We start from the raw sequence: 23,015 nt of genomic DNA, 5'->3' as shown, positions 1-23,015 counted from the left end.
CCTCGAATTTTGGAGATAGGGTGGTCAAACGATAGGAAGTGTGTATAATGAAATAGACCAAGCGATATATTGTCAGAAAATTTAGTTATTATTTTTTTGTTAAGTCGTTCGGAATATCAAGTGTATGGAGGTAGTTGTATGAAAAAATCGACATTGTTCCCGTTAGCGTTTACGATTTTTGCTTTATTCTTTGGGGCCGGGAACTTGCTGTTCCCACCTGAGCTCGGCGCCTTGGCGGGGGAAAACCTCGTACCGGCGATGATCGGGTTCGTCATTACGGGTGTCGGTTTACCGCTTCTTGCTTTGTTCGCAGTCGCTCGGGTCGGCGGCGGGACAGACCAAATTGCTCGTTATATTCCAAAGCGTCTCGCGCTTATCTTGACAGGATTGATGTATGTGGCTATCGGACCATTCTTCGGAATCCCGCGTACGGCTGCTGTCACGTATGAAATGGGACTCGTTCCGTTTCTCGATGCTCCTTCTACTTTGACACTCGCGATGAGTTCGACCGTCTTTTTCGGGTTGACGTTCTTCTTGACGCTTCGTGCTCAAAAGTTGATTGAAGTCATCGGGCGCATCATTACACCAATCCTCTTGTTCTTGCTTGCAGCGATTGGAATCACAAACCTCATCTCGCCACTCGGGGAGCCGGGAGCTCCAGCGGAAGGATTTGAGACATGGGTGGGTGCACTCGGCCAAGGTTTCCAACAAGGCTATTTGACAATGGATGTATTCGGGGCCCTCGTCTTTGGGGCAATCGTCCTCGTCACGTTGAAAGCTAATGGATTGAGTGACCAAAAAGAAGCGTCTTCGCTTCTTCGCTCTGCGGGCATGCTTGCCGTTACCTGTTTGATGCTCGTCTATATCTCGCTCGGTTCAATCGGTGCGAATATGACAGTCGCAGAAGGAACGACGAGTGGCGCAAGCCTTCTCCAAGCGTTCGCAGGTACGTCTTACGGACAAGTCGGAATGCTCGCACTCGGATTAGCGGTCTTCCTCGCTTGTTTGACGACAGCAGTTGGCCTCATCTCAGAGTTCTCACGCTTCATCAGCAATCAGTTTGATTCTCTCAAATATCATCATGTCGTCATCGCGACAACGTTGTTTGGATTCATGATCTCACTCGTCGGTTTGAGTTCGTTGATTCAAATCGCCGTGCCGCTTCTCACGCTCCTCTATCCGGTCATGATCGCACTCGTGCTCGTATCGGTGACGGAACGTCTTCAACGAAACCCTGGTGTGGCGATGAAAGCGACGATTTATACGGCGCTCGTTCTCTCGTTCTTTGAAACGTGGAACGGCATCCAGCCTTCTGCGGTTACTTCTTGGATTGGAAACTTACCAATGGCGGATATCGGACTTGCCTGGGCAGTTCCGACGATGATCGTCTATGCGATCACGCTTCTTCTTCCGAAAGGAACGTCACAAGAATCACTCGCTCAATCACGCATCTCATAAGTCTCGCCCATCCTTTGGTCAAGGATGGGCTTTTTTCTGTCTTATTGTTTGCCTGGATGTGAGCTCAAACAGTAAAATGGAAAGATGAAAAGGGAGTGACATTCGTTGACGACAAAACAAAAAAATCAATTGGCGATTCTCATGTTGAACATGTTTATCGCCGTCGCCGGATTTGGGATCATCATCCCGATTATTCCGGATTACTTAAAGATGATTGGCGAGGGAGGGACAGCCGCCGGACTCATGATTTCCGTATTTGCGGGTGCCCAGCTCGTCATGTCACCGATTGCCGGGAAATGGGCGGACGTCCACGGCCGCCGACTCATGATCATCCTCGGTCTGATCGGATTCACCATCTCGATGGGAGTCTTCTATCTATCAGATAATTTGACGATTCTTCTCGTCTCTCGTGCCATCGGGGGTGTTGGTGCAGCGCTTTTGATTCCTGCCATCTTCGCTTATGTGGCAGATATCACGACACTCGAGCAACGAGCTCGAGGAAACAGTTATATTTCCGCGGCAATGTCGCTTGGAATTGTAGTGGGACCAGGGATTGGTGGCTTTTTCGCTGAATTCGGCTTGAAGACACCGTTGCTTGTTTCAGCGATTGTATCGTTTATCGCTGTCATTTCGTCTGTGCTTCTTCTCAAGGAGCCTGACCGTGCTCCATACGTGGCGCCTAAGATTAAAGAGTCTTTACCGACGCAGCTGGTCATGTCGACGCGAAAACCGTACTTCTTCGTATTGGTCATCAACCTCGTCATGGCGTTTGGTCTGATGGCGTATGAATCGGTACTTGGGCTCTATGTCAGTGAGATGTTCAGTGCGACACCACAAGAGATTGCCATCATGGTAACCGGAACGGGGATTGTGAGTGTTATCGTTCAATTGTTTGCGGTGGACCGTCTCGTCGAATGGTTGGGTGAGACCAAGGTCGTACTTGCTTTCATCGCGCTCGCCTCATTTGGCTTCTTGTTATCTTTGTTCGCTGGTACGTATATGCTCTTCTTCGCAGTGACACTCGTGATTTTCTTATCGACATCTATTTTACGACCGGTGTTGAACACGCTCGTGTCGAAACTTGCAGGAAACGAGCAAGGTCTTGCCATGGGGATGAACAACGCTTATATGAGTATTGGGAATATTTTAGGGCCGACATTGGCTGGAATCGCCTTTGATATTGATATGCGCTATCCGTTCATGATGGGACTCGTCCTATTGCTCGTCACATACATGGGCACATGGAACTGGTCGAAACGGAAAGCGGCCGCCATTTCAGAATCGTAAAGGAGGACGCTATGATCTATGTAGGTGTGACCGGATGGGGTGACCACGATTTGCTGTATACGACCCCAGAAGAACGAAAACATAAATTATCGACATATGCGGGACATTTCCCGACTGTTGAAGTCGACTCGACCTTCTATGCGATTCAACCTGTGAAAAATTTCGAAAAATGGGATGGGGAAACACCGGATCATTTTCAATTCGTTGTGAAAGTTTCCAGGGAAATGAGCGGACATGATCGTGAGCCGAAAACGCCTTTGATTGAACTGTTTGAGCGTTATCGCGTCTCGGTCGATCCGTTAAAACGAGCGGGGAAATTACGGGCTGTGCTCGTTCAATTGCCGCCGTGGTTCGATGTGTCAAAGCCACACCTGGATTATTTGAGAACGCTTCGTGCCGAGCTGTCAGATTACGAGATTGCCATCGAGTTTCGCAATCCGACCTGGTTCTCAGAAGCGTTCCGGGACCGGACGCTTCAATTTTTGAAGGAGCAGCGGTTCATCAACACGATTTGCGATGAACCGCAAACGAAAGAGAGCAGCATCCCGTTCGTACCGGTCGTGACGCATCCTGATGTTGCGGTCGTTCGATTGCATGGACGCAATACGTCAGGATGGCTCAAAAAACCTGGAATGACGAGTCAAGAATGGCGGCATGTTCGCTGTCTGTACCGGTATAGCGAGGAAGAATTGCAAGAATTGGCGACCTCACTTCGTGAGATTGACCGTGAAGCGAGAGACGTGTATGTATACTTTAACAACAACTCGGCTGGGGATGCAGCACCGAATGCAAAGCGACTCATTGAGATTCTTGGCCTTGAATATGAACTCGCGCCGAGACAAATCAGTTTGTTTTAGAAGGAAGGGATGGCCATGACGACACTGTCTATTTTTCATTACAACGATCTTCATTCAAAGTTCGACCAATGGCCGAAACTTGTTTCATTTCTAGAAGAACATCGGACTGACGACACGCTGTACTTTGATTTAGGAGATCATGCCGACCGCACCCACCCGGCGACCGAAGTGACACGTGGAAAGTTGAATGTTCGTTTGCTCGAGCAACTCCGTCCGACAGCGGTCACCATCGGAAACAACGAAGGGATCACTTTTCCTCATGATTGGCTAGCCGAACTGTATGACGAAGCGACATTTCCCATCTTACTTGGGAATGTATATGAAGCAGACGGGTCACGACCGAATTGGGTCGATGAGACGCTCGTTCTTGAGAAAGATGGTTTCCAAATCGGCCTGTTTGGTGTGACCGCTCCATATGAAGAGTTATACCCAGAGCTCGGCTGGCAGATTGAATCGCCTTACGAGGCGGCGGAGCGAGCGCTGAAACAGTTGGCGCATTGTGATGTCATCATCGCGCTCAGTCACCTTGGGTTCTTTGGAGACGAGCGATTAGCTGAAATGTTTCCTGAAATCGATGTGATTCTCGGTGCGCATACACATCATGTTTTAGATGAAGGTGTGATGACGAACGGTGTGTTGATTGCACAGGCCGGAAAATATGGGAAGTACGTCGGTGAAGTCACACTGACGCTTGGCGAGTCAGGAATCGTATCGAAAGAAGCGCGCCTTCACGAACTGTCTCAGCAATCGGATAGTCCAGACACGTTGGCGTTGTTGCGCACAGAAGGGGCAGATGCCGAACGCCTTCTTGATGTCACGATTGCAGAGACGGATGGATACGCCTCCGATTGGTTCGGACCTTCTCCACTTGGTGACCTACTCGTCGAAGGGATGGTCGAATGGTGTGCGGCGGATGTTGGGATTATTCCATCTGGGGTTGTGCTAGAAGGCCTTGCACCGGGTGGGGTGACGCTCAACATGTTGCATCGGATCTGTCCGCATCCAATCAACCCTTGTGTGCTGACATTGGACGGTGAAACGTTGTCGCGTTTCCTTCACGATACTAATGAAGAAACGTTCACGAATATGCATGTAAGAGGTCTCGGGTTCAGAGGGACCGTTCTCGGAGAACCGAGTCTCTATCAAATCGAACAACGTGACGGTCAGACTTATGTGATGGGGGAACGATTGGATTTAAATCGGACATATCGTGTCGCAACGGTCGATATGTTGACATTCGGTCCGCTTCTTCCTTATTTGGCAGACCAACCGAAGCGATATTTCATGCCCGAACTTCTGCGAGATGTATTACGAGAAACAATCGTTGCCCGTCATGAAGTGATTCGAAAAGGATAGAGTGCATCGATGAGGGCATGCTATGATAACAGAGTGGAGGTGGGAGCGATGATTCGAGTGAATCGCCACGGATATACCGTCTTGGAAGAAAAACGGGACGGGTTCGATGAAGAGGCGTTTATCGCACGGTATAGTGACGTGCTAGATAAGTACGATTACATCGTCGGTGATTGGGGGCATGGTCAGTTGCGATTGAAGGGATTCTATGAACCGCAATCTAAATTGGCGACCTATGAGAACCGAATTGATCACGTGATGGACTACGTATACGAATATTGCAACTTTGGATGTCCTTATTTCGTTTTGAAAAAAGAAACGGAAATCAACGAAGAAGAGAGTGGACCCGTCTTTGGGGGAACGAAGCAAAAACTGAAGTTGAAGCGTAAGTTTAACAAGACCGATGAATCAAACGTGTGAAGTGCTGAGCAGTCAGCACTTTTTTTATTACATTTGATTTCCAAATATTTCGTTTAGGTAAAAAGTCGTGACTTCCGGTTTTGAGGTTGGAAAAATGTGATAAATTGTCATTAAGGATCGTTTCGTCGTTTTTTGGTTTTGATAGTGAGGTGATTTGGATGCAACATGTACAAACGACCGTCGGGGATCGGGATGACGTCCATAATCGAATTCATAACTTCGGACTCGGGATATTGGCCATGTTCTTTTTTGGTTTCCATATCATGATGACCTTTTATTTTACGGCGGCAGTCATTCTATTTGAACTCTTTCATGTGTTGATCATCCGTCGCTTTGAATATGGCCATTCGTTCTTGCGAGGCCGTGTCTTCAAAGTCACATCTCACCTTGTGTTATCACTCGGGGTGCTGTTGTTGATCTTGTCCATGTCTCAGTTCTTTTTAGGCAATGTGATGATTCGCTAAGCGGAAAGGAAAAATTCCTTTCCCTTTTTTTATGTTTTTTTGAAACGTATGGTCACCTTTTCACGTACACTAATAGAAAGACTACGAAAAAGGATGGATTACTATGAGATCTGAATGGAAACAACATGCACGACACGCCTTGAAAGGAAAATGGTGGTTGATGGCCGGATTGGCACTCTTGTTCCTCATTATTAACGGGATTCCGCAATGGTTTGCGCCTGAAATGGACGTCAACTCGCCAGAACCGTTCACATCGACAGAAGTCACTTTGAGCTTTGTATCGAACGTTCTGCAAATTTTAATTGCCCCACTTGCGATCGGTTGGTCGTGGCTTGCTCTCAACGTATCACGTGAGAAAGGAGCCTCGCTCTCAACGCTGTTCAAGCCGTTCCAGACACGTTACTTCAAACATGTCATCACCTCGTTTGTGATGGGGGTATTCCTCGTGTTATGGACGTTGTTACTCATCGTACCGGGAATCATCAAAGGATTCTCATATTCACTTACGCCGTACATTTTGCGCGATCAGCCTGAACTTTCCGCACTCGAGTCGATCACAGAATCACGTCGTCTCATGGATGGGCACAAGATGGAAGCCTTCATGCTCGTCTTGTCCTTCTTTGGTTGGTTCCTCGTCGGGATCTTGACGCTCGGGATCGGGTTCTTCTTCATCGGACCTTACTTCTCGACGACGTACGCGACGTTCTACGATTCGATTCGAGACAAGCAAATTGATTCGAATGAGCCAGTGCACGGAACAGAACAAGGATTTTAAAGAAACAAACGCCTCGCTCAAGTGATTGAGCAAGGCGTTTTTGATTAGGCGTTGACTTCAGTTTTTTGTAAGTATGGCTTCAACGACAAGTGGTGTTCGGCCACGACTTTACGAATCGTACGTGTCTTCGAGCGCATGACGAGTGATGTCGTCTCGACGATATCATCTGTTAAGAATTTGACGCCATCGAGCAACTCACCTGACGTGACACCTGTTGCGGCGAAGATACAGTCATCACTCTTGACGAGGTCGTCGAGCGTGAGGAGTTGGAGCGGATCTTCAATGCCCATCGAGATGACGCGTGCAGATTCTTCTTCATTCATCGGGTGAAGACGGGCCTGCATGTCTCCGCCAAGCGCTTTGACAGCTGCAGCCGTGATGACGCCTTCAGGAGCACCGCCTGTACTGATGAAAATATCAATCGGATTTGTTTTGACGGCAGCTGCGATTCCGGCCGAGACATCGCCATCCTCAAACAATTTGACGCGTGCGCCGACGTTCATGACGGCTTGGCGAAGGTGTTCGTGGCGATCGCGGTCTTGCATGATCACCGTCACTTCTTCAATACGTTTATTGTTATATTTTGCTGCTTTTTCGATGATCGACTCGAGTGGTTCATCGAGCGAGACTTTTCCTTTTAAGTTCGGCCCAACGACGAGCTTATCCATGTACATATCTGGTGCGTGGAGGAGGGCACCTTCATCCGCAACAGCGATGACGACCATCGCATCTCCGAGTCCTTTTGCGACAATGGATGTACCTTCGAGCGGATCAACGGCGATGTCGACTTTCGGACCGAACGTCGTACCGAGTTTTTCCCCAATGTAGAGCATCGGTGCCTCATCGAGTTCACCTTCACCGATCACGACCGTCGCATCCATGTTCACTGTTCCGAGAACTTCGCGCATCGCTGACGTAGCTGCGTCATCGGCTTCATTCTTTTGCCCGCGTCCAATCCATTTCGATGATGCGAGTGCTGCGGCTTCCGTTGCTCGTACGATTTCTAATGCTAATTCACGTTCCATAGTGTTGTACCCTCCACGTTATCTCTATTAAATGTGTTATACTTTTTATGGCTCAAATCCGTTGATTAGTGTATCACATTTTTATAAATGATGTAAATAGGGCAGGTTCTTTTCTCCAGAACGAAAAAGGATTAGTATTAACAGCAGGGGGGATCATCATGTATTTTGTGAATAGAGAGAAGATTAATCAGACACTGGAACAAATGGAGACGATGTTAGCACATACGGACCAACTGAGCGGAGATGCGTTTACGGTAGAACTTGCGAAACAACGAATGGCTGTCCTCCTGATAGAAGGGGTCATCGACGTAGGGAACTCGATGATTGACGGATTCATCATGCGAGACCCGGGTAGCTATGAGGATATTGTCGACATTCTGCTCGATGAACGCGTGCTCGATGAGAAGACGGGTAATGCCACCAAGGCGCTCGTCGGATTGCGTGCATACTATGTCCGTGAGTTCGTCGATGCAGACGCATCCCGCTTCGATGAATGGGTGAAGACGTCGAAACAAGACTTCACAGCGTTCTCCAGGCAAGTTCGTCGCTACTTAGAGGTCGAACTTGGACCAGTGTCCGCATTCTTGCCAGAAAGCGAGTGATTGGATGGAACCGATAAAAGGATATTTGTTTGATTTAGATGGTACGATGTATGCAGGAATAGAGCCCGTTCAAGCTGCTGTCGATTTTGTAAACGAGTTAGAAGCTACGGGCGTCCCATACTTATTCGTCACGAATAACGCCTCGATGACACAACAGCAGATTGCGGATAAGTTGATTTCAATGGGGGCAAATGTGAAGGCAGAAAACGTCTTGACGAGTGCGATGGCGACGGCTTTTTATATTGAGAAGATGTCACCGGGCGCGACCGTCTATATGATTGGCGAAGACGGACTCCGACTCGCCTTAGAATCTCGTGGGTTCCACGTCACGGACGAACCGAAAGCGGACTATGTGGTCATCGGTCTCGACCGTCACATTACGTATGAGAAGTTGGCGCGAGGGGCGATCGCCATTCGTTCGGGAGCCCGATTCATTTCGACGAATGGGGATATCGCCATTCCGACAGAACGAGGGTTTTTACCGGGGAACGGGTCGCTCACATCCGTGTTGACGGTGACGACAGAAAAAGAACCATTCTTTATCGGGAAGCCAGAACCGGTCATGATTGATATTGCACTCGACATGATTGGATTGACGAAAGAGGATGTCGTGATGGTAGGGGATAACTATCATACAGATATTCTATTCGGGATCAATGGGGGAATCCGTACACTTCACGTCAACTCAGGTGTACACGGTCCAGCATTTGTTCAAGAACAAGAAAAACTCCCGACCTATATGGTTGAGAGTTTAAATGAATGGAAGCATGAAAAAAAGGGATGACGAATGTCTCCCTTTTTGCTTAGAATACTTGTTCTACTTCGACGATGCCTGGTACTTCTTCGATGAGCGCACGCTCAATACCGGCTTTTAGCGTGATTGTTGAAGACGGGCAGCTGCCGCAAGCACCCATCAAACGGAGCTTGACGATGCCTTCTTCGACATCAACGAGTTCGACGTCTCCGCCGTCACGAAGCAAGAACGGACGCAATTTATCGAGCACTTCTTGGACTTGATCAAACATTTCCATGGTATCTACCCCTTTCTCGTTCTACTTTATTCTAGCAAGTTTGAGAGTGTTTCTCAATCATTTACGCTGAGCGTTTCGTCATCGGGAGTGGGGAGGATTTTTGTATAATGGTTTCGAGGGGGAATGAAAATGAAAATCACGGTTTATGGGGCAGAGGTTCAATGTGCCAGTTGTGTCGGTGCACCGAGTTCGACCGAGACGTATGAGTGGTTGCAAAGTGCGCTCGGACGCAAGTATCCGGAGCAGTCCTTTTCTTTCGAGTATATCGATTTCGAACAGAGTGAGGACGAGTTTGCCCAGGCGCTTAAAGACGATGAATGGTTTTATCCGCTCGTCTTGCTCGACGGAGAAGTGATTGATGAAGGGGTCGTTCAGTTACGAAAAGTGTATGCGGCAATTGAGGCGAAACAAGGATCCGTCAATCATATAAAATAGTGAGCAAGTGGACGAACCATGCGATAGCAAGGTTCGTTTTTTGTTTACCTATAATTCAGAAAAAGATTTTACAACTTTTGTCTCTCGGGCTAAACTGAACATAACTTGTATAAATTTTATAATATTTTGAAAATTAATAAACCTGTTTATTAAAGGAGGACTATTTGATGTTTGCCCGAAAACGAAATATGCCGATCCATTTAGACACCTCGTCCCAAATGGAGCACTTGTTGATCGCACTTCCCGATGAGTTGGAACGACAACGTCAGTTGATTCGTCTCGAACGTGAGGATTTAGCTTATTTACGTGCGTATCAACAGGAATTACGTCAATTGACACCTCGGTTGGTTGATGTGTTTTATGAAGAGCTCGAAAAGATCGACGAGATGAGAGAGTTGATTCGGCAACATTCGTCATCGGACAAATTAAAACTCACTCTTTCTAACCATATAATGGAGATGTTTGAAGGGAAGTTGAATGAAGCATATATCAATCGACGTCTCGCCATCGCCAAACGTCATTATCTGATCGGTCTGAAAGGGAAATGGTATATGGCGGCCTTCCAAAAAATATTCGAGACGCTCGTCTTATCGATTCAACATGAGCAGCTCGATGCGGACTCGAAAATGAGGTTGATGATGGCCGTCTCGAAAATCTTTAACTTCGAGCAACAAATCGTGCTCGAGATGTTTGACGATGAAGCAGACGTCGTTCGTGACCAGATGCAACACGTGAAAGATGAAATCAGTCAAACGATTCAGCAGGCGAGTGAAGATTTGGCTGCCCTCTCACAAGAAGTCATGGCTAGTTTTCAGTCGATGAATGAGCGGGCAGATGATATGAAGCATTCAAGTTCACTCACGCAGACAAAGCTACGGACGGTACTTCACTCTTCAGTGAGTGGGAAAGACACGATTTTGTCGGAGGCGGGACGCCTTGATGAAATCGCGCGTGACCTCTCCGATTCAGCTCAGGAAATCAAGGCGCTCGAAAGATTGATGAACGAGATCATGACGATTGCGGATTCGGTCAAACAAATTGCCAACCAGACGAACCTACTTAGCTTGAATGCCGCGATTGAAGCAGCACGGGCAGGCGAGCAAGGGAAAGGATTCCAAGTCGTCGCTTCCGAAGTACGGACGCTCGCGAGTCAATCGAAACAAGCGGCGGAAGAGGTGGAGGATTTGGTGAAGCGTCTCACGAACCAGATGGAAGAGACTTCGAGCCGCGTCTTATCGACCGAGCAAGAGATGAAGCAGACGATGGGACGGATCAATGAAGTGACGGATGCCTTCCTCCAAATTTCGGGTGATTCGGAGCATGCTGACGGGCAGATGGGGAGTCTCGCCGGTGATATAGATGAGATTGTGGAATCCATTGCCGAACTCAAGCGTGCCACGACCCAGATTGCGACGTCTTCGACACGGTTGATGGATACCGCACAACGATTGTAAGTGGTCAAATGATAAAAAAGACGAATCAGGTCGCATGACACGACTTGATTCGTCAATTAGTGAAGTCGAGCGAAAGGACTCGACTTTTTTTATTTAGAGAAGCTGGAACGATGACGTCGCTGAACCAGCCGTGTAGCCGGTAAGCGTCGCATCAGACTTCACTTGATACGTTCCGCGTTGTGACCAAGAATTCGTCGAGAGTGTGAATGTGATGGCTCCTGATGAATTCGTCTTGCCTGTACCGACAAGCGTCGTACCGTTCGGTTGTGTGACCTTCACACGAACATCGGCGTTTGCGACCGCTTGGCCATTTGAATTTCGTACTGCCGAAGAAATCGAGACGACTTCACCAGCGTAGTAAGAAGACTTCGATGTCGAGACTGTCGTCGTGAGTGCTTGGACAGGTTGCGTCGTACCACCAGAAGTCGGGGATTGGACAAGTCCGTTCCCGAACCATGTGTCGCGACCTGTTGTACCAAGGTCGATGGAGTCTTGCGACAATTTTGTACGGAGTTGTGTGCTCGATAGCGTAGGGAACGCCTGTTTCATGAGTGCGAGGTTACCCGCCACATACGGTGTCGCCATTGATGTTCCGCTCATTTGACCGTAGCCCCCATTTGAGAGGGTCGAGTTGATGCCGACACCAGGTGCTGCCACTTCGACAGTGCTACCTGTCGCCGAGAACGAGGCACGGTTGTTGTTGATATCTGTTGCAGCAACAGCAATTGCCGAACTGTAACGAGCCGGATAGTTGACGAGGTCACCCGATCCATCGGTACGACCATTGTTACCCGCCGCCGCGACGACAAGGATGCCTGCATTATTGGCACGATCGACAACTTGTTGGAGCGTCGTCGATGGACTTGTCGTCCCGAGGCTCAAGTTGATGATATCCATATCATTAGTGATCGACCAGTCAATCCCGGCAACGATACTCGATAAGCTACCACTTCCGTTCGCCTCAAGAGCTTTGACGGCGTATATGCTTGCCTCGTGTGCAATCCCGACTGTTCCGATGCTATTGTTACGTGCACCGATAATCCCGGCTACGTGTGTACCGTGACCATTGTCATCGGCATACGAACTCGTGACCGTGCTAAATGAGGCACCACCAGCGATTGTTAAATCGGGGTGGGGCGAAATCCCTGTGTCGACGACGGATACTTTGACACCTTTCCCTGTGAATCCACTCTGCCAAGATGAAGGAGCTTTTAGTTTTGGAATCCCCCAGTCTTGTGTTTGATTCTCAACCTGTACGATTTGATCCACTTCCACGTGTGCGACGTTCGGGTTATTCTTCAGTCCATTCAAGGCAGCTTTCGGAACTTCGAGTGCTGCTGCAGGAATATTCGAATACTGTTGTTTAACTTCCATGCCTTCAATCGACAGCGGAATTTTCTTTGCCGATTCCTTGAAAACGACGATGACACGTTCTTTCTCTTTGTTTGGGGCGGCATCCGCACCCCCAGGTACGGTTGACAAGACAAGCAGAGAGGCGAGGACGGAGCTACAGATTTTTTTCAACTTGTTTCCTCCTTTAGGGTATGTAGGCAAGATGACGGGATGTCGAACTGCCGTGACCATAGAGTAACAAGTTTTACCAACGTGTAGAATACGCCAATGGCATTAAATATCTGAATATTTAGATAAGGATACAGGGGATTCAGATACAAGACTTTTGACTCAATCGTTAGAAAAATGAATAGAAATAACAGATGAACAAATTAAAAAAGCGAACCAGCCAGAGGCTCGTTCGCAATGTATTCATTTAATGACTTTATGTTTCCAAAGGATACCGGACTTTAATAGTCGGGCTACTTTCCCGGTGAGTGATTGTTTCCCCATAAACACCCCAAAGCCAGCCTTCTTCCCGAGGGAACCGAGCGTCCCTTTCAGTTTGATGTCGGGTAATTCTGGATAATTGATACCTTTCCATTTGCAAAGCAAGACTTGAACGATCTGTTCGGCTTGGGCTTCGGCAAGTTGTCCGGACGGTGCGTACGGTAAGCTCGCATTGTCACCAACGACAAACACGTCCGGCAGTCCAGGAACAAAGTGATGTTCCGTCAATTTGACACGTCCGCCTCCATCGAGCTCCCAACCTTGATTCCGTACAACGGCGACCGGTTGAATCCCGGCCGTCCATACGGTCAGATCAGATGGGAATAAGTCTTCATGGTTCCATAATCCGTCAGCATCGACACGTGTGATGTTCGCATTATTGATGACTTCGACGCCGTGCTCCTCGAACCAAGATTGTACGTACATCGAGACACGATTAGATAAGAAAGATAGAACGGATGGTCCGCGGTCGAATAAACGGACCGTCAAATCAGGCCGGCTCTCACGAAGTTCGCTGGCGAGTTCGACACCAGATAGACCGGCACCGACGACAGAAACGACCGAACCTGGTCGCAGACCGTTGATCGCTTGTTGTGTCTTACGTGACTCTTCCAGTGTTTGAATACTGTACGTGAATTCGGCTGCTCCTTGAACGTTGTGGTATTTGTCTTCGCATCCTAATCCGATGACGAGGTCGTCGTAGGGCACTTTTTCTCCACTCGCGAGCAGAACCATTTTGTCTTCGGTGTCGATGTCCGTGACCTGTCCGTATATGTAATCGATTTCATCCGGAAAGTCGATGCGAATATCGCGGTCCGAGACCGTTCCTGCGGCCAGTGCGTAATACTCAGTTTTCAATCCATGATAAGGCAAGCGATCGACGAGCGTGACCGAGATGTCTTGTAACTGATGTCCAAGTACTCTCTCAATCACACGCATTCCCCCGTAACCGCCTCCTAAGACGACTAATTTGCGCATAATAATCCCCCTTTGTTACTCTTCAACTGTATCATGTTATAATCTGCCGTAGAAGAACCATTTTCCGATAATTCACGTAAAGAAAGACGGTGACATATATGATGAATCCGATCATCGAATTTTGTGCTTCGAATTTGGCGATGGGCTCACAAATTGCCCGGGCTAAATTAGAGTCCGACCCTGATCTTGATGTGGTCGAATATGGCTGTACAGGCTATTGTGGTGTCTGTTCCCTTGATCTCTTTTGCCTCGTAGACGGGGAAGTGGTGACGGGTGAAACACCAGAAGAGCTCGTGACGAAGGTGTATGAAAAAATCGAAGAGATGGCATGGTAAAAAGTTTGAGGAAATGACCTCAAACTTTTTTATTTCACCCGTTGCATTTTAAAAAGAGGGATGTTATATTCTAAGAGGTTCGAATGTAGGTTGTCTGACGTTTAACAACGATAAAAAGAAAGCGTTTCAAACGGTAGGACACATCTCTTTTCGGGTATGACACATATAATTGGTTTTGTTTAATATGAAAGGAGCACAACATCAATGAAAATCATGAGTGTGGTTGGTATTTTGGCACTAATTGCAATCGCTTACATCTTCTCTACCAACCGTAAAGCCATCAAATGGCGCACGGTCTTGGCAGCGTTCGCTGTTCAATTCGCATTTGCATTCCTCGTCTTATATACGGCATGGGGACGTAAGGCGCTTGAATGGATCTCAAATGGGGTTCAAGCTGTCTTGAACACAGCGGGTGACGGGATTGCCTTCGTATTCGGAACAGCAGTCGGTGGCGACAACTTCGTTTTCGCATTCCAAGTCCTTCCGATTATCATCTTCATGTCATCATTAATCGCATTGCTTTACTACCTCGGCGTCATGCAGTGGGTCATCCGTATCCTCGGTACTGCCCTTGCGAAAGCACTTGGTACGTCACGTAAAGAGTCACTTTCAGCAACAGCGAACATTTTCGTCGGTCAAACGGAAGCACCGCTTGTCATCAAGCCGTACCTTCCTACAATGACACAGTCTGAGCTCTTCGCAGTCATGGTCGGTGGACTCGCATCGGTTGCCGGATCTGTACTTGCAGGTTATGCAGCACTCGGTGTACCGCTCGAATACTTGCTCGCAGCGAGCTTCATGGCAGCGCCAGCAGGTCTTTTATTCGCGAAAATCATCGTACCAGAAACAGAAGAGTACGATGACGACATCGAGATTGTAGAAGATGAAGAAGACAGAGCGGCGAACTTCGTCGATGCAGCGGCACGTGGTGCTTCTGACGGTCTCTTCCTTGCCTTGAACGTCGGTGCGATGCTTCTTGCATTCGTTTCATTGATTGCGCTTGTCAACTTGATCCTCGGTTCAGTTGGTGGACTCTTCGGATTTGATAGCTTGTCACTCGAATTGATTCTCGGTTACGTCTTCGCGCCACTTGCATTCGTGATTGGTGTACCATGGGCGGATGCTGTACAATTCGGTAGCTTCCTCGGTCAAAAACTAGTCTTGAACGAATTCGTTGCTTTCTCTGAGTTTGCTCCAATCATCGGTTCTGGTGATTTGTCAGCTCGTACAGAAGCGATGATCGCATTCGCACTTTGTGGTTTCGCAAACATCTCGTCACTCGCAATCCTTCTTGGTGGTCTTGGTGGTATGGCGCCAAACCGTCGTGGTGACATCGCACGCATGGGTGTTCTCGCGATTCTTGCAGGTACGCTTGCAAACTTGATGTCAGCTACATTGGCTGGACTTCTTCTTTAATCGGTATAAGAAAACGCGATCACTTCGGTGGTCGCGTTTTTTTATTATGAGAAGGATGTATGTATGGTGATGTTTGGCCACTTGGCGGACCAGTTCTTTTGCTGCAACCGCTCCAGATAGATGGGATACTTTGAAGAGTTCGAATCAAAGGGTGGTGTCGGTATAACGTGCATGTTGATCAAGTCGTGAATGCCGTGTGGGGCAGCGAGGATGAGGGAACCATCCGATTGAAGACGTACCCCGATCGCGGTGACGGTCTCAGGAAAATGTGCCAACGCATCGACCGATGAAGCATAGGGTGGAAGGTTGTTGACGTGATGCATTCTCGCTTGATTTTTGACAGACCAAGGTACATCGGGGATGAGGCGGAATAATCGCTCTTCGAGTTGTTTTTCGACTGCTTCCTCTGGTTGGTTTGGGTCGAAATAAATCACATCTACATCATCTGTTTTAGTCGATGTTTCGTATCCGTGAAGGTGGTCCCAGACTTTTGAACGAATATATCCCGCACAAATCCAACAATCCGGTAAATCGAGGTTGGCGACGGCGTGGAGAAGCTTTATGAGCTCGGCGTCTTGTTTTAGAAAATGAACCAAATCCTGTTCGTCTGTCATAATGAATGCCCCTCCTTACAATATGGTTAAAAAAAGCACCTAGGCAACGCCTAGATGCTCGTATATTGATTATGCTTGAAGTTGTACGCGTTGACGTTCGATCCACGGCTTCAATTTCAAGAAGAGTGGGACGAAGAGCGCGCTGATCAAGATCGCTTTAATCAAGTTGAACGGTAAGATCCCGTAAAGGACAAGATCCGTTTTCACCGCCGGGTCGGCCATGTCTGCCATTCCGAAGAAGAAGGCGTAGGCTGGCAAGATGACGAGATAGTTTAAGATGGCGAGGCTAAGAGCCATTGTGATTGTACCGGCAAGTAATCCAGAAGCGAGTGCTTTGTTTGACTTGCGCTTATGGTAGAACCAGGCAACTGGGTACATGAATGCGACACCTGCGAAGAAGTTTGCGACTTCCCCGACTGGAACGCCGCCACCGTTAAAGACGTAGTACAAGACGTTTTTCAAACCGACGACCACGACTCCTGCGAGTGGGGAAAAGACGATTCCGGCAATGAGTGCAGGAATGTCACTAAAGTCCACTTTAAGGAATGGCGGTAAAAATGGGAGCGGAAAGTTGAATAGCATGAGTACGAACGAGATCGTCCCGAGCATCGCCAAAGTCACCATTGTTGTCAGTCGTTTGTTGCGCGTAGTTTTCATCAGAATCTCTCCTTTAGGTCGCTCCTCGATGAATGGCATCCGTCGCATATAAAAACCCGATTGCAATGAAGACAATCGGGAGAGTTTACGCGCATACGAAAGAGATGTTTTCCGAGGTGGAAAAGTCCACGTCAAAGAAAACATCCGGATATCGGTCGGATGCCGCCATCTTCTCCCATCCAGACTATACTGTCGGCTTTCGAATCTCACGAAATCAGCAAGCAACGCCTTGCTCGCTCACGGGCTGAGAAGAATATATTCTTCAATACCGCCGGTCGGGAATTTCACCCTGCCCCGAAGATGGAACGATTTAATTTTTTTTGTTACAGTTTAGTTATACAAGATAATCCACAAGATGACAAGTCAATTGACTTGAATTGAAGATATATGAGGAGGAGTTCAGATGATTCATTTAACAGAGTCAGCCGCACTTCAAGTGCTAGAGATGATGAAACAGACGGAACGCCCGGATGCGCAATACTTGCGAGTGAAGGTACAAGGTGGCGGATGTACAGGACTTTCATACGGGATGGGCTTCGACGAGGAGAAGACGGACAAAGACATTCAATTCGACCATCATGGTGTCCGCGTCATCGTTGCGGAAGTGGATCATGGGGTTGTTGATGGCCTCGAGATTGATTACAAGCAGTCGATGCTCGGTGGCGGTTTCACAATTAAAAACCCAAATGCGATTGCAACATGCGGTTGCGGTTCGAGTTTCCGGACAGCGACGAATGCAGGTACGCCAGGAGAATGCTAAAGAATAAGAACCGATCGCGAGTGCGATCGGTTCTTATTCTTCTTCTGTCAAAATCAACCGAATGACTTTTGCAGTTACGTCGAGTTCGATGTGATGTTGCCAAGGCCGAAAGCCTGTGATTGTACACGTGTCATTCGTGATGCGGAATGAGCAGACACTCTCTTCCTCTTGGTCGAGGACAGAGTAACGACTGAAATCAGATAAGCTCTGATAGATTGCATACTGTGGTGGTAGTTCATACGTCCATCCTTTTTCTAACATGATTTGGTGCATATTCGAGCCCCCTAACAAGTCTTTACTTATTAGAATAGCAAGAATACGTGTAAAAGTGGTAGATTAGTCTGTTTCTTTGAAGGGAAAATGAGTAGGGACGTCATTACAAATGGGAGGATTCAGGGTCATGAGAAAAGTATTGATATTCGGAGGGTCACGCTATTTCGGAAAACGGCTCGCATTGCGACTTGCTGAAGCAGGGGATGATGTGACGATTGTGACGAGAGGGCAACTACAGGTGCCGGAAGCTGAAGGGATTCGGTCTGTCAAAGGAGACCGGCAATCGGTCGCGACGATGAAAGACTTGGCCCGCGAACGGTACGACCTCGTCTATGACAACATTTGTTTTACTCCGTATCAGGCAAAAATCGCCTCGGATGCGTTCATGGACAAAGTCGGGAAATATGTGCTCACGTCGACGATGTCGGTCTACGCGCCTGGTCCTGATTTAAAAGAGAGCGACTTCAATCCGCTCCATTACGAATATCATCTTGAATCCGAACATGACTACGGACAAGGGAAACGCGAGGCGGAATCATTCTTCTTCCATCGCGCCTCTTTCCCGGTGGCGACCGTACGATTACCGATCGTGTTAGGTCCGGATGACTATACAGACCGATTGAAGTTTTATGTAGATGCAATCCGGAACGAGGAACCGGTTGTCTTGCATCACCCGGAAGCAAAGATGGGCTTCATCTCGAGTGCGGAAGCGGCCGCCTTCTTAGAATGGGTCGGACGTGCCAATGTGACAGGACCGTTCAATGCGGCGAGTGATGGACTCATCTCGATGGGGGCCTTGATGGAGCGAATCGGTCAACACGTCGGAAAACCCGTCCATATTATAAAAGATGGAGACTCGTCGCCGTATGATTCGGATGTCGACTATTATATGTCGATTGCTGAGGCGAAGAAGGCGGGATTTGTGTTTACGCAACTCGATGACTGGATTGACCGGGTCATCGTCCAAACGATGAAAAGATAAAAAACGCTTCTGTGGATGTGGTCCACAGAAGCGTTTTTTGGTTATTTCCCAGCAAATACAGATGTCGAGTGTTGCGGATGACGAGCTGTCGGATCCACGAGCTGTTTCACTTGGTTGATGGCGATTGGGGCTTCACCGAAACCGGTCGCAATCAATTTTACTTTCCCTTCGTATGTCGCGATATCACCGCAAGCGAAGATGCCGGCAACGGTCGTTTCCATACGTGAATCGACACGGATTGTGTTTTTCTCGAATTCCATTCCCCAGTTCTTGATTGGACCGAGCGATGAAACGAATCCGTAGTTACAAATCAAATCATCGATTTCAACGATTTTTGATTCGCCATCCTTATCTGTCAATTCGACAGATTCGATGTGTGTCTCACCAGACAGTGACTCGATGTTGTAAGGCGTAAGGACGTTAATCGTCGATGCCTTCATCTGTTCTACCGTATGTTCATGAGCACGGAAGCGGTCACGACGGTGAACGATGTGTACTTCTTTTGCGATTCCTTCAAGCATGAGTGCCCAGTCGACGGCTGAATCGCCACCGCCGGCAATCATGACACGGCGATCACGGAATTTCTCCATGTTGTCAACAAAGTAATGAAGGTTGGCATAATCTTCGCAGCCATCAAGACCGAGTGGGCGGGCTGAGAAGGCACCGTTTCCGGCTGTGATGATGATGGCTTTCGTATGATACTCTTCTTTGTTCGTCGTCAATACGAAAGTGCCGTCCTCGAGGCGTTCGACCGTTTCCACCGTTTCGCCGAGGCGGTAGTCTTGTTCGAATTGATCGGCCTGAGCTTTTAGTTGATCAATCAAGTCCTGTGCTTTCACTTTCGGGAAACCGGCAATATCATAAATATATTTTTCAGGATAGAGCGTTGATAACTGACCACCGAGTTGCGGTAAGCTTTCAATCAACGTCGTATCGAGTTGGCGCATGCCTGCATAAAATGCGGTGAACAGTCCGACTGGGCCGCCACCGATGATGATTACATCTTTCGTCGTCTTCATCGAATTCCTCCTCAAAGCGTATACATCTATTATAGAGAGTTTATTGAATTAAATCCATTCAGTACAAACATGCAACACTTTCAAAAAAAATTCAAGAAGATAAGCTTTTCCATTGAGAATTCAAATTAAAGAGCGTACAATAAAACAGAAGCAATTGTGAACAGATGTTGAACAAGAATAGGCTTTATTGTGAACGTCTATGTGAAGAAACACACAACATAGTTGTTCAAAAAAACAAAATTTTAAACAAGGTGGAAATGAACATGAAACGACCTAACATTGTTATTCTTGGTGCGGGCTTCGGTGGACTCATCACAGCCGTCAACCTTCAAAAGACACTCGCTGCAGGTGATGCGAACATTACGCTTATCAACAAGCATGATTATCACTACCAAACGACATGGCTTCACGAACCAGCTGCTGGAACGATGAACCCAGACCAAGCACGCATCTACATTAACGATATTGTGAACCCGTCACGTGTGAAACTTGTCAAAGGGATCGTCGATCGCGTCGATACTGCTGCGAAACAAGTTACACTCGAAGATGGTTCAGTTGTCGAATACGACTATGTCGTCATCGGTCTCGGTGGTGTACCTGAAACGTTCGGTATCCCAGGCTTGAAAGAAAATGCGATGACAATCAGCTCGTTGAACAGTGTTCGTAAAATCAAAGAGCACATCGAATATTCATTCGCTCAATATAAAACAAATGGTTCTTCTGACAATTCGTTCGTGACGATCGTTGTCGGTGGTGCTGGATTCACAGGAATCGAATTCCTCGGTGAAATCGTCAACCGGATTCCAGAGCTTTGCAAACAATATGACGTTCCACGCGAAGCGGTTCGCATCGTTAACATTGAAGCAGCACCAACAGTTCTTCCTGGTTTCGACCCAGAACTCACAACGTACGCACAGAAATGGTTGGAACGTAACGGTGTCGAGATGAAACTTGGTAACGGAATCAAAGGTGTCGAGCCAGGTGTGGTGACATTCGGTCCACTTCAAGGTGACACGACAGAAACGATTCGTGCCAACACGATCATCTGGACAGGTGGCGTAAGTGGTAGCCCGATCATCGAAAAATCAGGATTTGAAGCGGTCCGTAACCGTGTCATGGTGGAAGCGGACAACCGTGCACCAGGTCACGACAACGTCTTCATCATCGGTGACTGCTCAGCGGTCATGGATCCTGCATCGAACCGTCCATACCCACCGACGGCACAAATCGCGACACAACAAGCACATAACGTTGCGAAAAACATTGCGGCGCTCATCAATGGAAAATCGACATCGAAGTTCACTTACGAGAGCAAGGGAACGGTCGCTTCACTCGGACATAACGATGGAATCGGAATCGTGATGGGCAAGAAGATCTTCGGTCGCAACGCTTCGTTCATGAAAAAAGTCATCGACAACAAACACTTCATCGAATTGAAAAAGTACGGACTCGTCCTTAAAAAAGGGAAGTTCTAATTTCATGATTGCACGGCTCGTTCTATCTCAGAACGGGCTGTTTTTCTTTCGAAATTGTCATAGGAAGTTCTTTGACCTCGTTGGTCGAAATTTTGTATAATGAAGAGCGGACAAGGGGGGCAATACATGCATATTATCCAAGCAGTCATTGGAGCCGTTTTATATATGACGATTTTTTTCAGTATCGGCTTCATCTTGAATATGTTACTTAAAAAGACATGGACACTTGTGTTCATTTATCCGATTTTTGTCATCATGATGATTGATAATGTCAAACTTTCGAGTTACGTGACCGAGACATCGACCGCGCTTACGAGTGTCTATGAAGGACTCGTCGGGTTGCAACTTCTCGATTTATTCATGCTCGGCTTTGGATTGCTCGGTGCAATTCTAGCTGGTGTGACGATTCGTTTCTTACGAAAGAGCGGTTATTCAATGTTTTAATTGGCGACAGAAATGTTCGCCTTTTTTGTTTTGTCCCTACTTTTTTAGGGCATGAACCGATATACTAGATAGCGAAACGATTTTTAGTAAGGGATGCGATGCGAATGACATTACCGATGTATACGATCAAAAAAGTGTTGAATAATAGCGTTGTCATTTGTCAACATGATACGGATCCGGAAGTCATTCTACTCGGGAAGGGGATTGGCTTTGGCAAAAAACCAGGCGACCTCGTCGACCCGGCCAGCGTCCCGGAGAAAGTGTATCAACTGACAGATAAAGAAGAGCAATCACAATATCAGGAACTCGTCAAACATGTCGACGAGGACTTCATTGCATTCATGCAAGAGATTGTTGGCTTTATTGAGACGAGTACGGGCAAGAAAGTCGATGAGCACATCCATATCGGTTTGACCGATCACTTGTTCTTCACGATGAAGCGAATCGAACAAGGGATGGAAGTGACGAATCCGTTTTTACTCGAGACGGAATCACTCTACCCAAACGAGTTTGCGCTCGCGGAACGGATTGTCGATATGTTCCATGAACGATTGAACGTTTTGCTCCCGGATGCGGAAACAGGGTTTATCGCCCTTCATATTCACTCGGCGACGACGTTCAAAAACGTCCTCGAGGTCAACCGTCATAATCAAATCATCGGGCAAATTGTTCAGACGATTGAGAGTCGTTTGAACGTGAAAATGGACCGGACATCACTCGATTATAAGCGCTTACTTCGGCACTTAAGGTACGCCGTTGAGCGGGTCGCGACAGGTGAGACGGTCGAGGCACCACAAAAAATTGAAAAGGTGTTGCGCGACGAATATCCGCTATGCTATAGTACTGCTTGGGAGCTGATGGGCATCATGGAACGCGAATTAAAGCGTCCCGTCCCACGAGGTGAAGCGACATATTTGACGATGCATCTCCAGCGCCTAACAAGTAGATAAATGATACCACGTGTCTTACGTGTTACTGATTCGATCAGGCATGAGTAAGGAGTGGAACGTTATGTGATGTCTCCATTGGGAGAGGTCTACGTTCTATCCTTATTCATGC

At 47.7% G+C, this 23,015-nt stretch carries 26 protein-coding genes and 1 riboswitch; of the genes, 18 read left to right on the top strand and 8 right to left on the bottom strand.

Annotated features, from left to right (window positions below; all coding sequences use genetic code 11):
• The first annotated feature begins 138 nt into the window (after window positions 1-138).
• The 7 genes from brnQ to KNO78_RS06725 all read left to right on the top strand — a co-directional run bounded on the left by brnQ (window position 139) and on the right by KNO78_RS06725 (window position 6,614).
• Window positions 139-1,458, top strand: a complete 1,320-nt coding sequence (brnQ, locus tag KNO78_RS06755; RefSeq protein ID WP_074036366.1) for a branched-chain amino acid transport system II carrier protein — start codon at window positions 139-141, stop codon at window positions 1,456-1,458.
• Window positions 1,459-1,563: 105 nt separating this feature from the next.
• Window positions 1,564-2,745: an MFS transporter gene (locus tag KNO78_RS06750; RefSeq protein WP_159562595.1), complete on the top strand. Its 1,182-nt coding sequence runs from the start codon at window positions 1,564-1,566 to the stop codon at window positions 2,743-2,745.
• An 11-nt stretch (window positions 2,746-2,756) separates the two neighbouring features.
• Window positions 2,757-3,602 carry a DUF72 domain-containing protein gene (locus KNO78_RS06745; RefSeq protein ID WP_214690689.1) on the top strand — a complete coding sequence of 282 codons (846 nt, stop codon included), beginning with the start codon at window positions 2,757-2,759 and terminating at the stop codon, window positions 3,600-3,602.
• A gap of 15 nt (window positions 3,603-3,617) precedes the next feature.
• The gene (locus KNO78_RS06740; RefSeq protein ID WP_251125252.1) at window positions 3,618-4,958 is read left to right on the top strand and encodes a bifunctional metallophosphatase/5'-nucleotidase; all 1,341 of its coding nucleotides are present in this window, start codon (window positions 3,618-3,620) and stop codon (window positions 4,956-4,958) included.
• A 48-nt stretch (window positions 4,959-5,006) separates the two neighbouring features.
• Complete coding sequence (locus KNO78_RS06735) at window positions 5,007-5,375, top strand: YutD family protein (protein ID WP_047795125.1); 369 nt, start codon at window positions 5,007-5,009, stop codon at window positions 5,373-5,375.
• Window positions 5,376-5,533: 158 nt separating this feature from the next.
• Window positions 5,534-5,839, top strand: a complete 306-nt coding sequence (locus KNO78_RS06730) for a hypothetical protein (protein ID WP_214690691.1) — start codon at window positions 5,534-5,536, stop codon at window positions 5,837-5,839.
• A gap of 103 nt (window positions 5,840-5,942) precedes the next feature.
• Window positions 5,943-6,614 carry a DUF975 family protein gene (locus tag KNO78_RS06725; protein WP_214690692.1) on the top strand — a complete coding sequence of 224 codons (672 nt, stop codon included), beginning with the start codon at window positions 5,943-5,945 and terminating at the stop codon, window positions 6,612-6,614.
• 44 nt (window positions 6,615-6,658) lie between these two features.
• Here the strand turns inward: KNO78_RS06725 and glpX are convergent, their stop codons facing one another.
• A complete protein-coding gene (gene glpX / locus KNO78_RS06720) occupies window positions 6,659-7,639 on the bottom strand; it encodes a class II fructose-bisphosphatase (RefSeq protein ID WP_159562592.1) in 981 nt (326 codons plus the stop codon).
• 158 nt (window positions 7,640-7,797) lie between these two features.
• On the opposite strand from glpX, the gene KNO78_RS06715 reads away from it, so the two are divergent.
• Window positions 7,798-8,241 (top strand): DUF86 domain-containing protein, encoded by a 444-nt coding sequence (locus KNO78_RS06715; protein WP_214690693.1) that lies wholly within the window; start codon window positions 7,798-7,800, stop codon window positions 8,239-8,241.
• 4 nt (window positions 8,242-8,245) lie between these two features.
• Window positions 8,246-9,025 (top strand): TIGR01457 family HAD-type hydrolase, encoded by a 780-nt coding sequence (locus KNO78_RS06710; RefSeq protein ID WP_214690694.1) that lies wholly within the window; start codon window positions 8,246-8,248, stop codon window positions 9,023-9,025.
• 19 nt (window positions 9,026-9,044) lie between these two features.
• Here KNO78_RS06710 and KNO78_RS06705 read toward each other — a convergent pair whose 3' ends face one another.
• Entirely contained in the window at window positions 9,045-9,272 is a 228-nt protein-coding gene (locus KNO78_RS06705; RefSeq protein WP_012726833.1) for a NifU family protein, read from the bottom strand.
• A gap of 129 nt (window positions 9,273-9,401) precedes the next feature.
• On the opposite strand from KNO78_RS06705, the gene KNO78_RS06700 reads away from it, so the two are divergent.
• Window positions 9,402-9,707 (top strand): YuzD family protein, encoded by a 306-nt coding sequence (locus KNO78_RS06700; RefSeq protein WP_214683915.1) that lies wholly within the window; start codon window positions 9,402-9,404, stop codon window positions 9,705-9,707.
• Window positions 9,708-9,874: 167 nt separating this feature from the next.
• Entirely contained in the window at window positions 9,875-11,161 is a 1,287-nt protein-coding gene (locus KNO78_RS06695; RefSeq protein WP_214690695.1) for a globin-coupled sensor protein, read from the top strand.
• A 93-nt stretch (window positions 11,162-11,254) separates the two neighbouring features.
• On the opposite strand, the gene KNO78_RS06690 is transcribed toward KNO78_RS06695, so the two are convergent.
• Complete coding sequence (locus tag KNO78_RS06690) at window positions 11,255-12,685, bottom strand: S8 family serine peptidase (RefSeq protein ID WP_214690696.1); 1,431 nt, start codon at window positions 12,683-12,685, stop codon at window positions 11,255-11,257.
• Window positions 12,686-12,925: 240 nt separating this feature from the next.
• Window positions 12,926-13,981: an NAD(P)/FAD-dependent oxidoreductase gene (locus KNO78_RS06685; RefSeq protein ID WP_074036387.1), complete on the bottom strand. Its 1,056-nt coding sequence runs from the start codon at window positions 13,979-13,981 to the stop codon at window positions 12,926-12,928.
• Between the two features lie 98 nt (window positions 13,982-14,079).
• Between KNO78_RS06685 and KNO78_RS06680 the strand changes: the two genes are divergently transcribed.
• Complete coding sequence (locus tag KNO78_RS06680; RefSeq protein WP_012726828.1) at window positions 14,080-14,316, top strand: YuzB family protein; 237 nt, start codon at window positions 14,080-14,082, stop codon at window positions 14,314-14,316.
• Window positions 14,317-14,520: 204 nt separating this feature from the next.
• Entirely contained in the window at window positions 14,521-15,732 is a 1,212-nt protein-coding gene (locus KNO78_RS06675) for a NupC/NupG family nucleoside CNT transporter (protein WP_074036391.1), read from the top strand.
• A 44-nt stretch (window positions 15,733-15,776) separates the two neighbouring features.
• Here KNO78_RS06675 and KNO78_RS06670 read toward each other — a convergent pair whose 3' ends face one another.
• Both KNO78_RS06670 and KNO78_RS06665 read right to left on the bottom strand, forming a co-directional pair.
• A complete protein-coding gene (locus KNO78_RS06670) occupies window positions 15,777-16,346 on the bottom strand; it encodes a nucleotidyltransferase family protein (protein WP_214690697.1) in 570 nt (189 codons plus the stop codon).
• A gap of 69 nt (window positions 16,347-16,415) precedes the next feature.
• Complete coding sequence (locus KNO78_RS06665) at window positions 16,416-17,003, bottom strand: ECF transporter S component (RefSeq protein WP_012726825.1); 588 nt, start codon at window positions 17,001-17,003, stop codon at window positions 16,416-16,418.
• A gap of 163 nt (window positions 17,004-17,166) precedes the next feature.
• Window positions 17,167-17,309, bottom strand: a riboswitch (FMN riboswitch).
• 97 nt (window positions 17,310-17,406) lie between these two features.
• On the opposite strand from KNO78_RS06665, the gene KNO78_RS06660 reads away from it, so the two are divergent.
• Window positions 17,407-17,763, top strand: a complete 357-nt coding sequence (locus KNO78_RS06660) for a HesB/IscA family protein (protein WP_074036395.1) — start codon at window positions 17,407-17,409, stop codon at window positions 17,761-17,763.
• A 33-nt stretch (window positions 17,764-17,796) separates the two neighbouring features.
• On the opposite strand, the gene KNO78_RS06655 is transcribed toward KNO78_RS06660, so the two are convergent.
• Window positions 17,797-18,036, bottom strand: a complete 240-nt coding sequence (locus KNO78_RS06655) for a hypothetical protein (protein WP_047795133.1) — start codon at window positions 18,034-18,036, stop codon at window positions 17,797-17,799.
• Window positions 18,037-18,163: 127 nt separating this feature from the next.
• Here KNO78_RS06655 and KNO78_RS06650 point away from each other — a divergent pair, with 127 nt between their 5' ends.
• Complete coding sequence (locus tag KNO78_RS06650; protein WP_012726822.1) at window positions 18,164-19,018, top strand: NAD-dependent epimerase/dehydratase family protein; 855 nt, start codon at window positions 18,164-18,166, stop codon at window positions 19,016-19,018.
• 41 nt (window positions 19,019-19,059) lie between these two features.
• Here KNO78_RS06650 and KNO78_RS06645 read toward each other — a convergent pair whose 3' ends face one another.
• Window positions 19,060-20,037, bottom strand: coding sequence for an NAD(P)/FAD-dependent oxidoreductase (locus KNO78_RS06645; protein WP_012726821.1), 978 nt, complete (start codon window positions 20,035-20,037; stop codon window positions 19,060-19,062).
• A gap of 263 nt (window positions 20,038-20,300) precedes the next feature.
• Between KNO78_RS06645 and KNO78_RS06640 the strand changes: the two genes are divergently transcribed.
• From KNO78_RS06640 to glcT, 3 genes are all read left to right on the top strand, one after another.
• Window positions 20,301-21,512 (top strand): NAD(P)/FAD-dependent oxidoreductase, encoded by a 1,212-nt coding sequence (locus tag KNO78_RS06640; protein WP_074033515.1) that lies wholly within the window; start codon window positions 20,301-20,303, stop codon window positions 21,510-21,512.
• Between the two features lie 126 nt (window positions 21,513-21,638).
• Complete coding sequence (locus tag KNO78_RS06635) at window positions 21,639-21,956, top strand: YuiB family protein (protein ID WP_047795135.1); 318 nt, start codon at window positions 21,639-21,641, stop codon at window positions 21,954-21,956.
• Window positions 21,957-22,060: 104 nt separating this feature from the next.
• Window positions 22,061-22,906 carry a glucose PTS transporter transcription antiterminator GlcT gene (gene glcT, locus KNO78_RS06630; protein WP_012726818.1) on the top strand — a complete coding sequence of 282 codons (846 nt, stop codon included), beginning with the start codon at window positions 22,061-22,063 and terminating at the stop codon, window positions 22,904-22,906.
• The last annotated feature ends 109 nt before the right edge of the window (window positions 22,907-23,015 follow it).

Source organism: Exiguobacterium sp. s132, from assembly GCF_018617235.1.
Lineage (GTDB): Bacteria > Bacillota > Bacilli > Exiguobacteriales > Exiguobacteriaceae > Exiguobacterium > Exiguobacterium profundum.
This window is presented reverse-complemented; position numbering and strand designations above follow the sequence as displayed.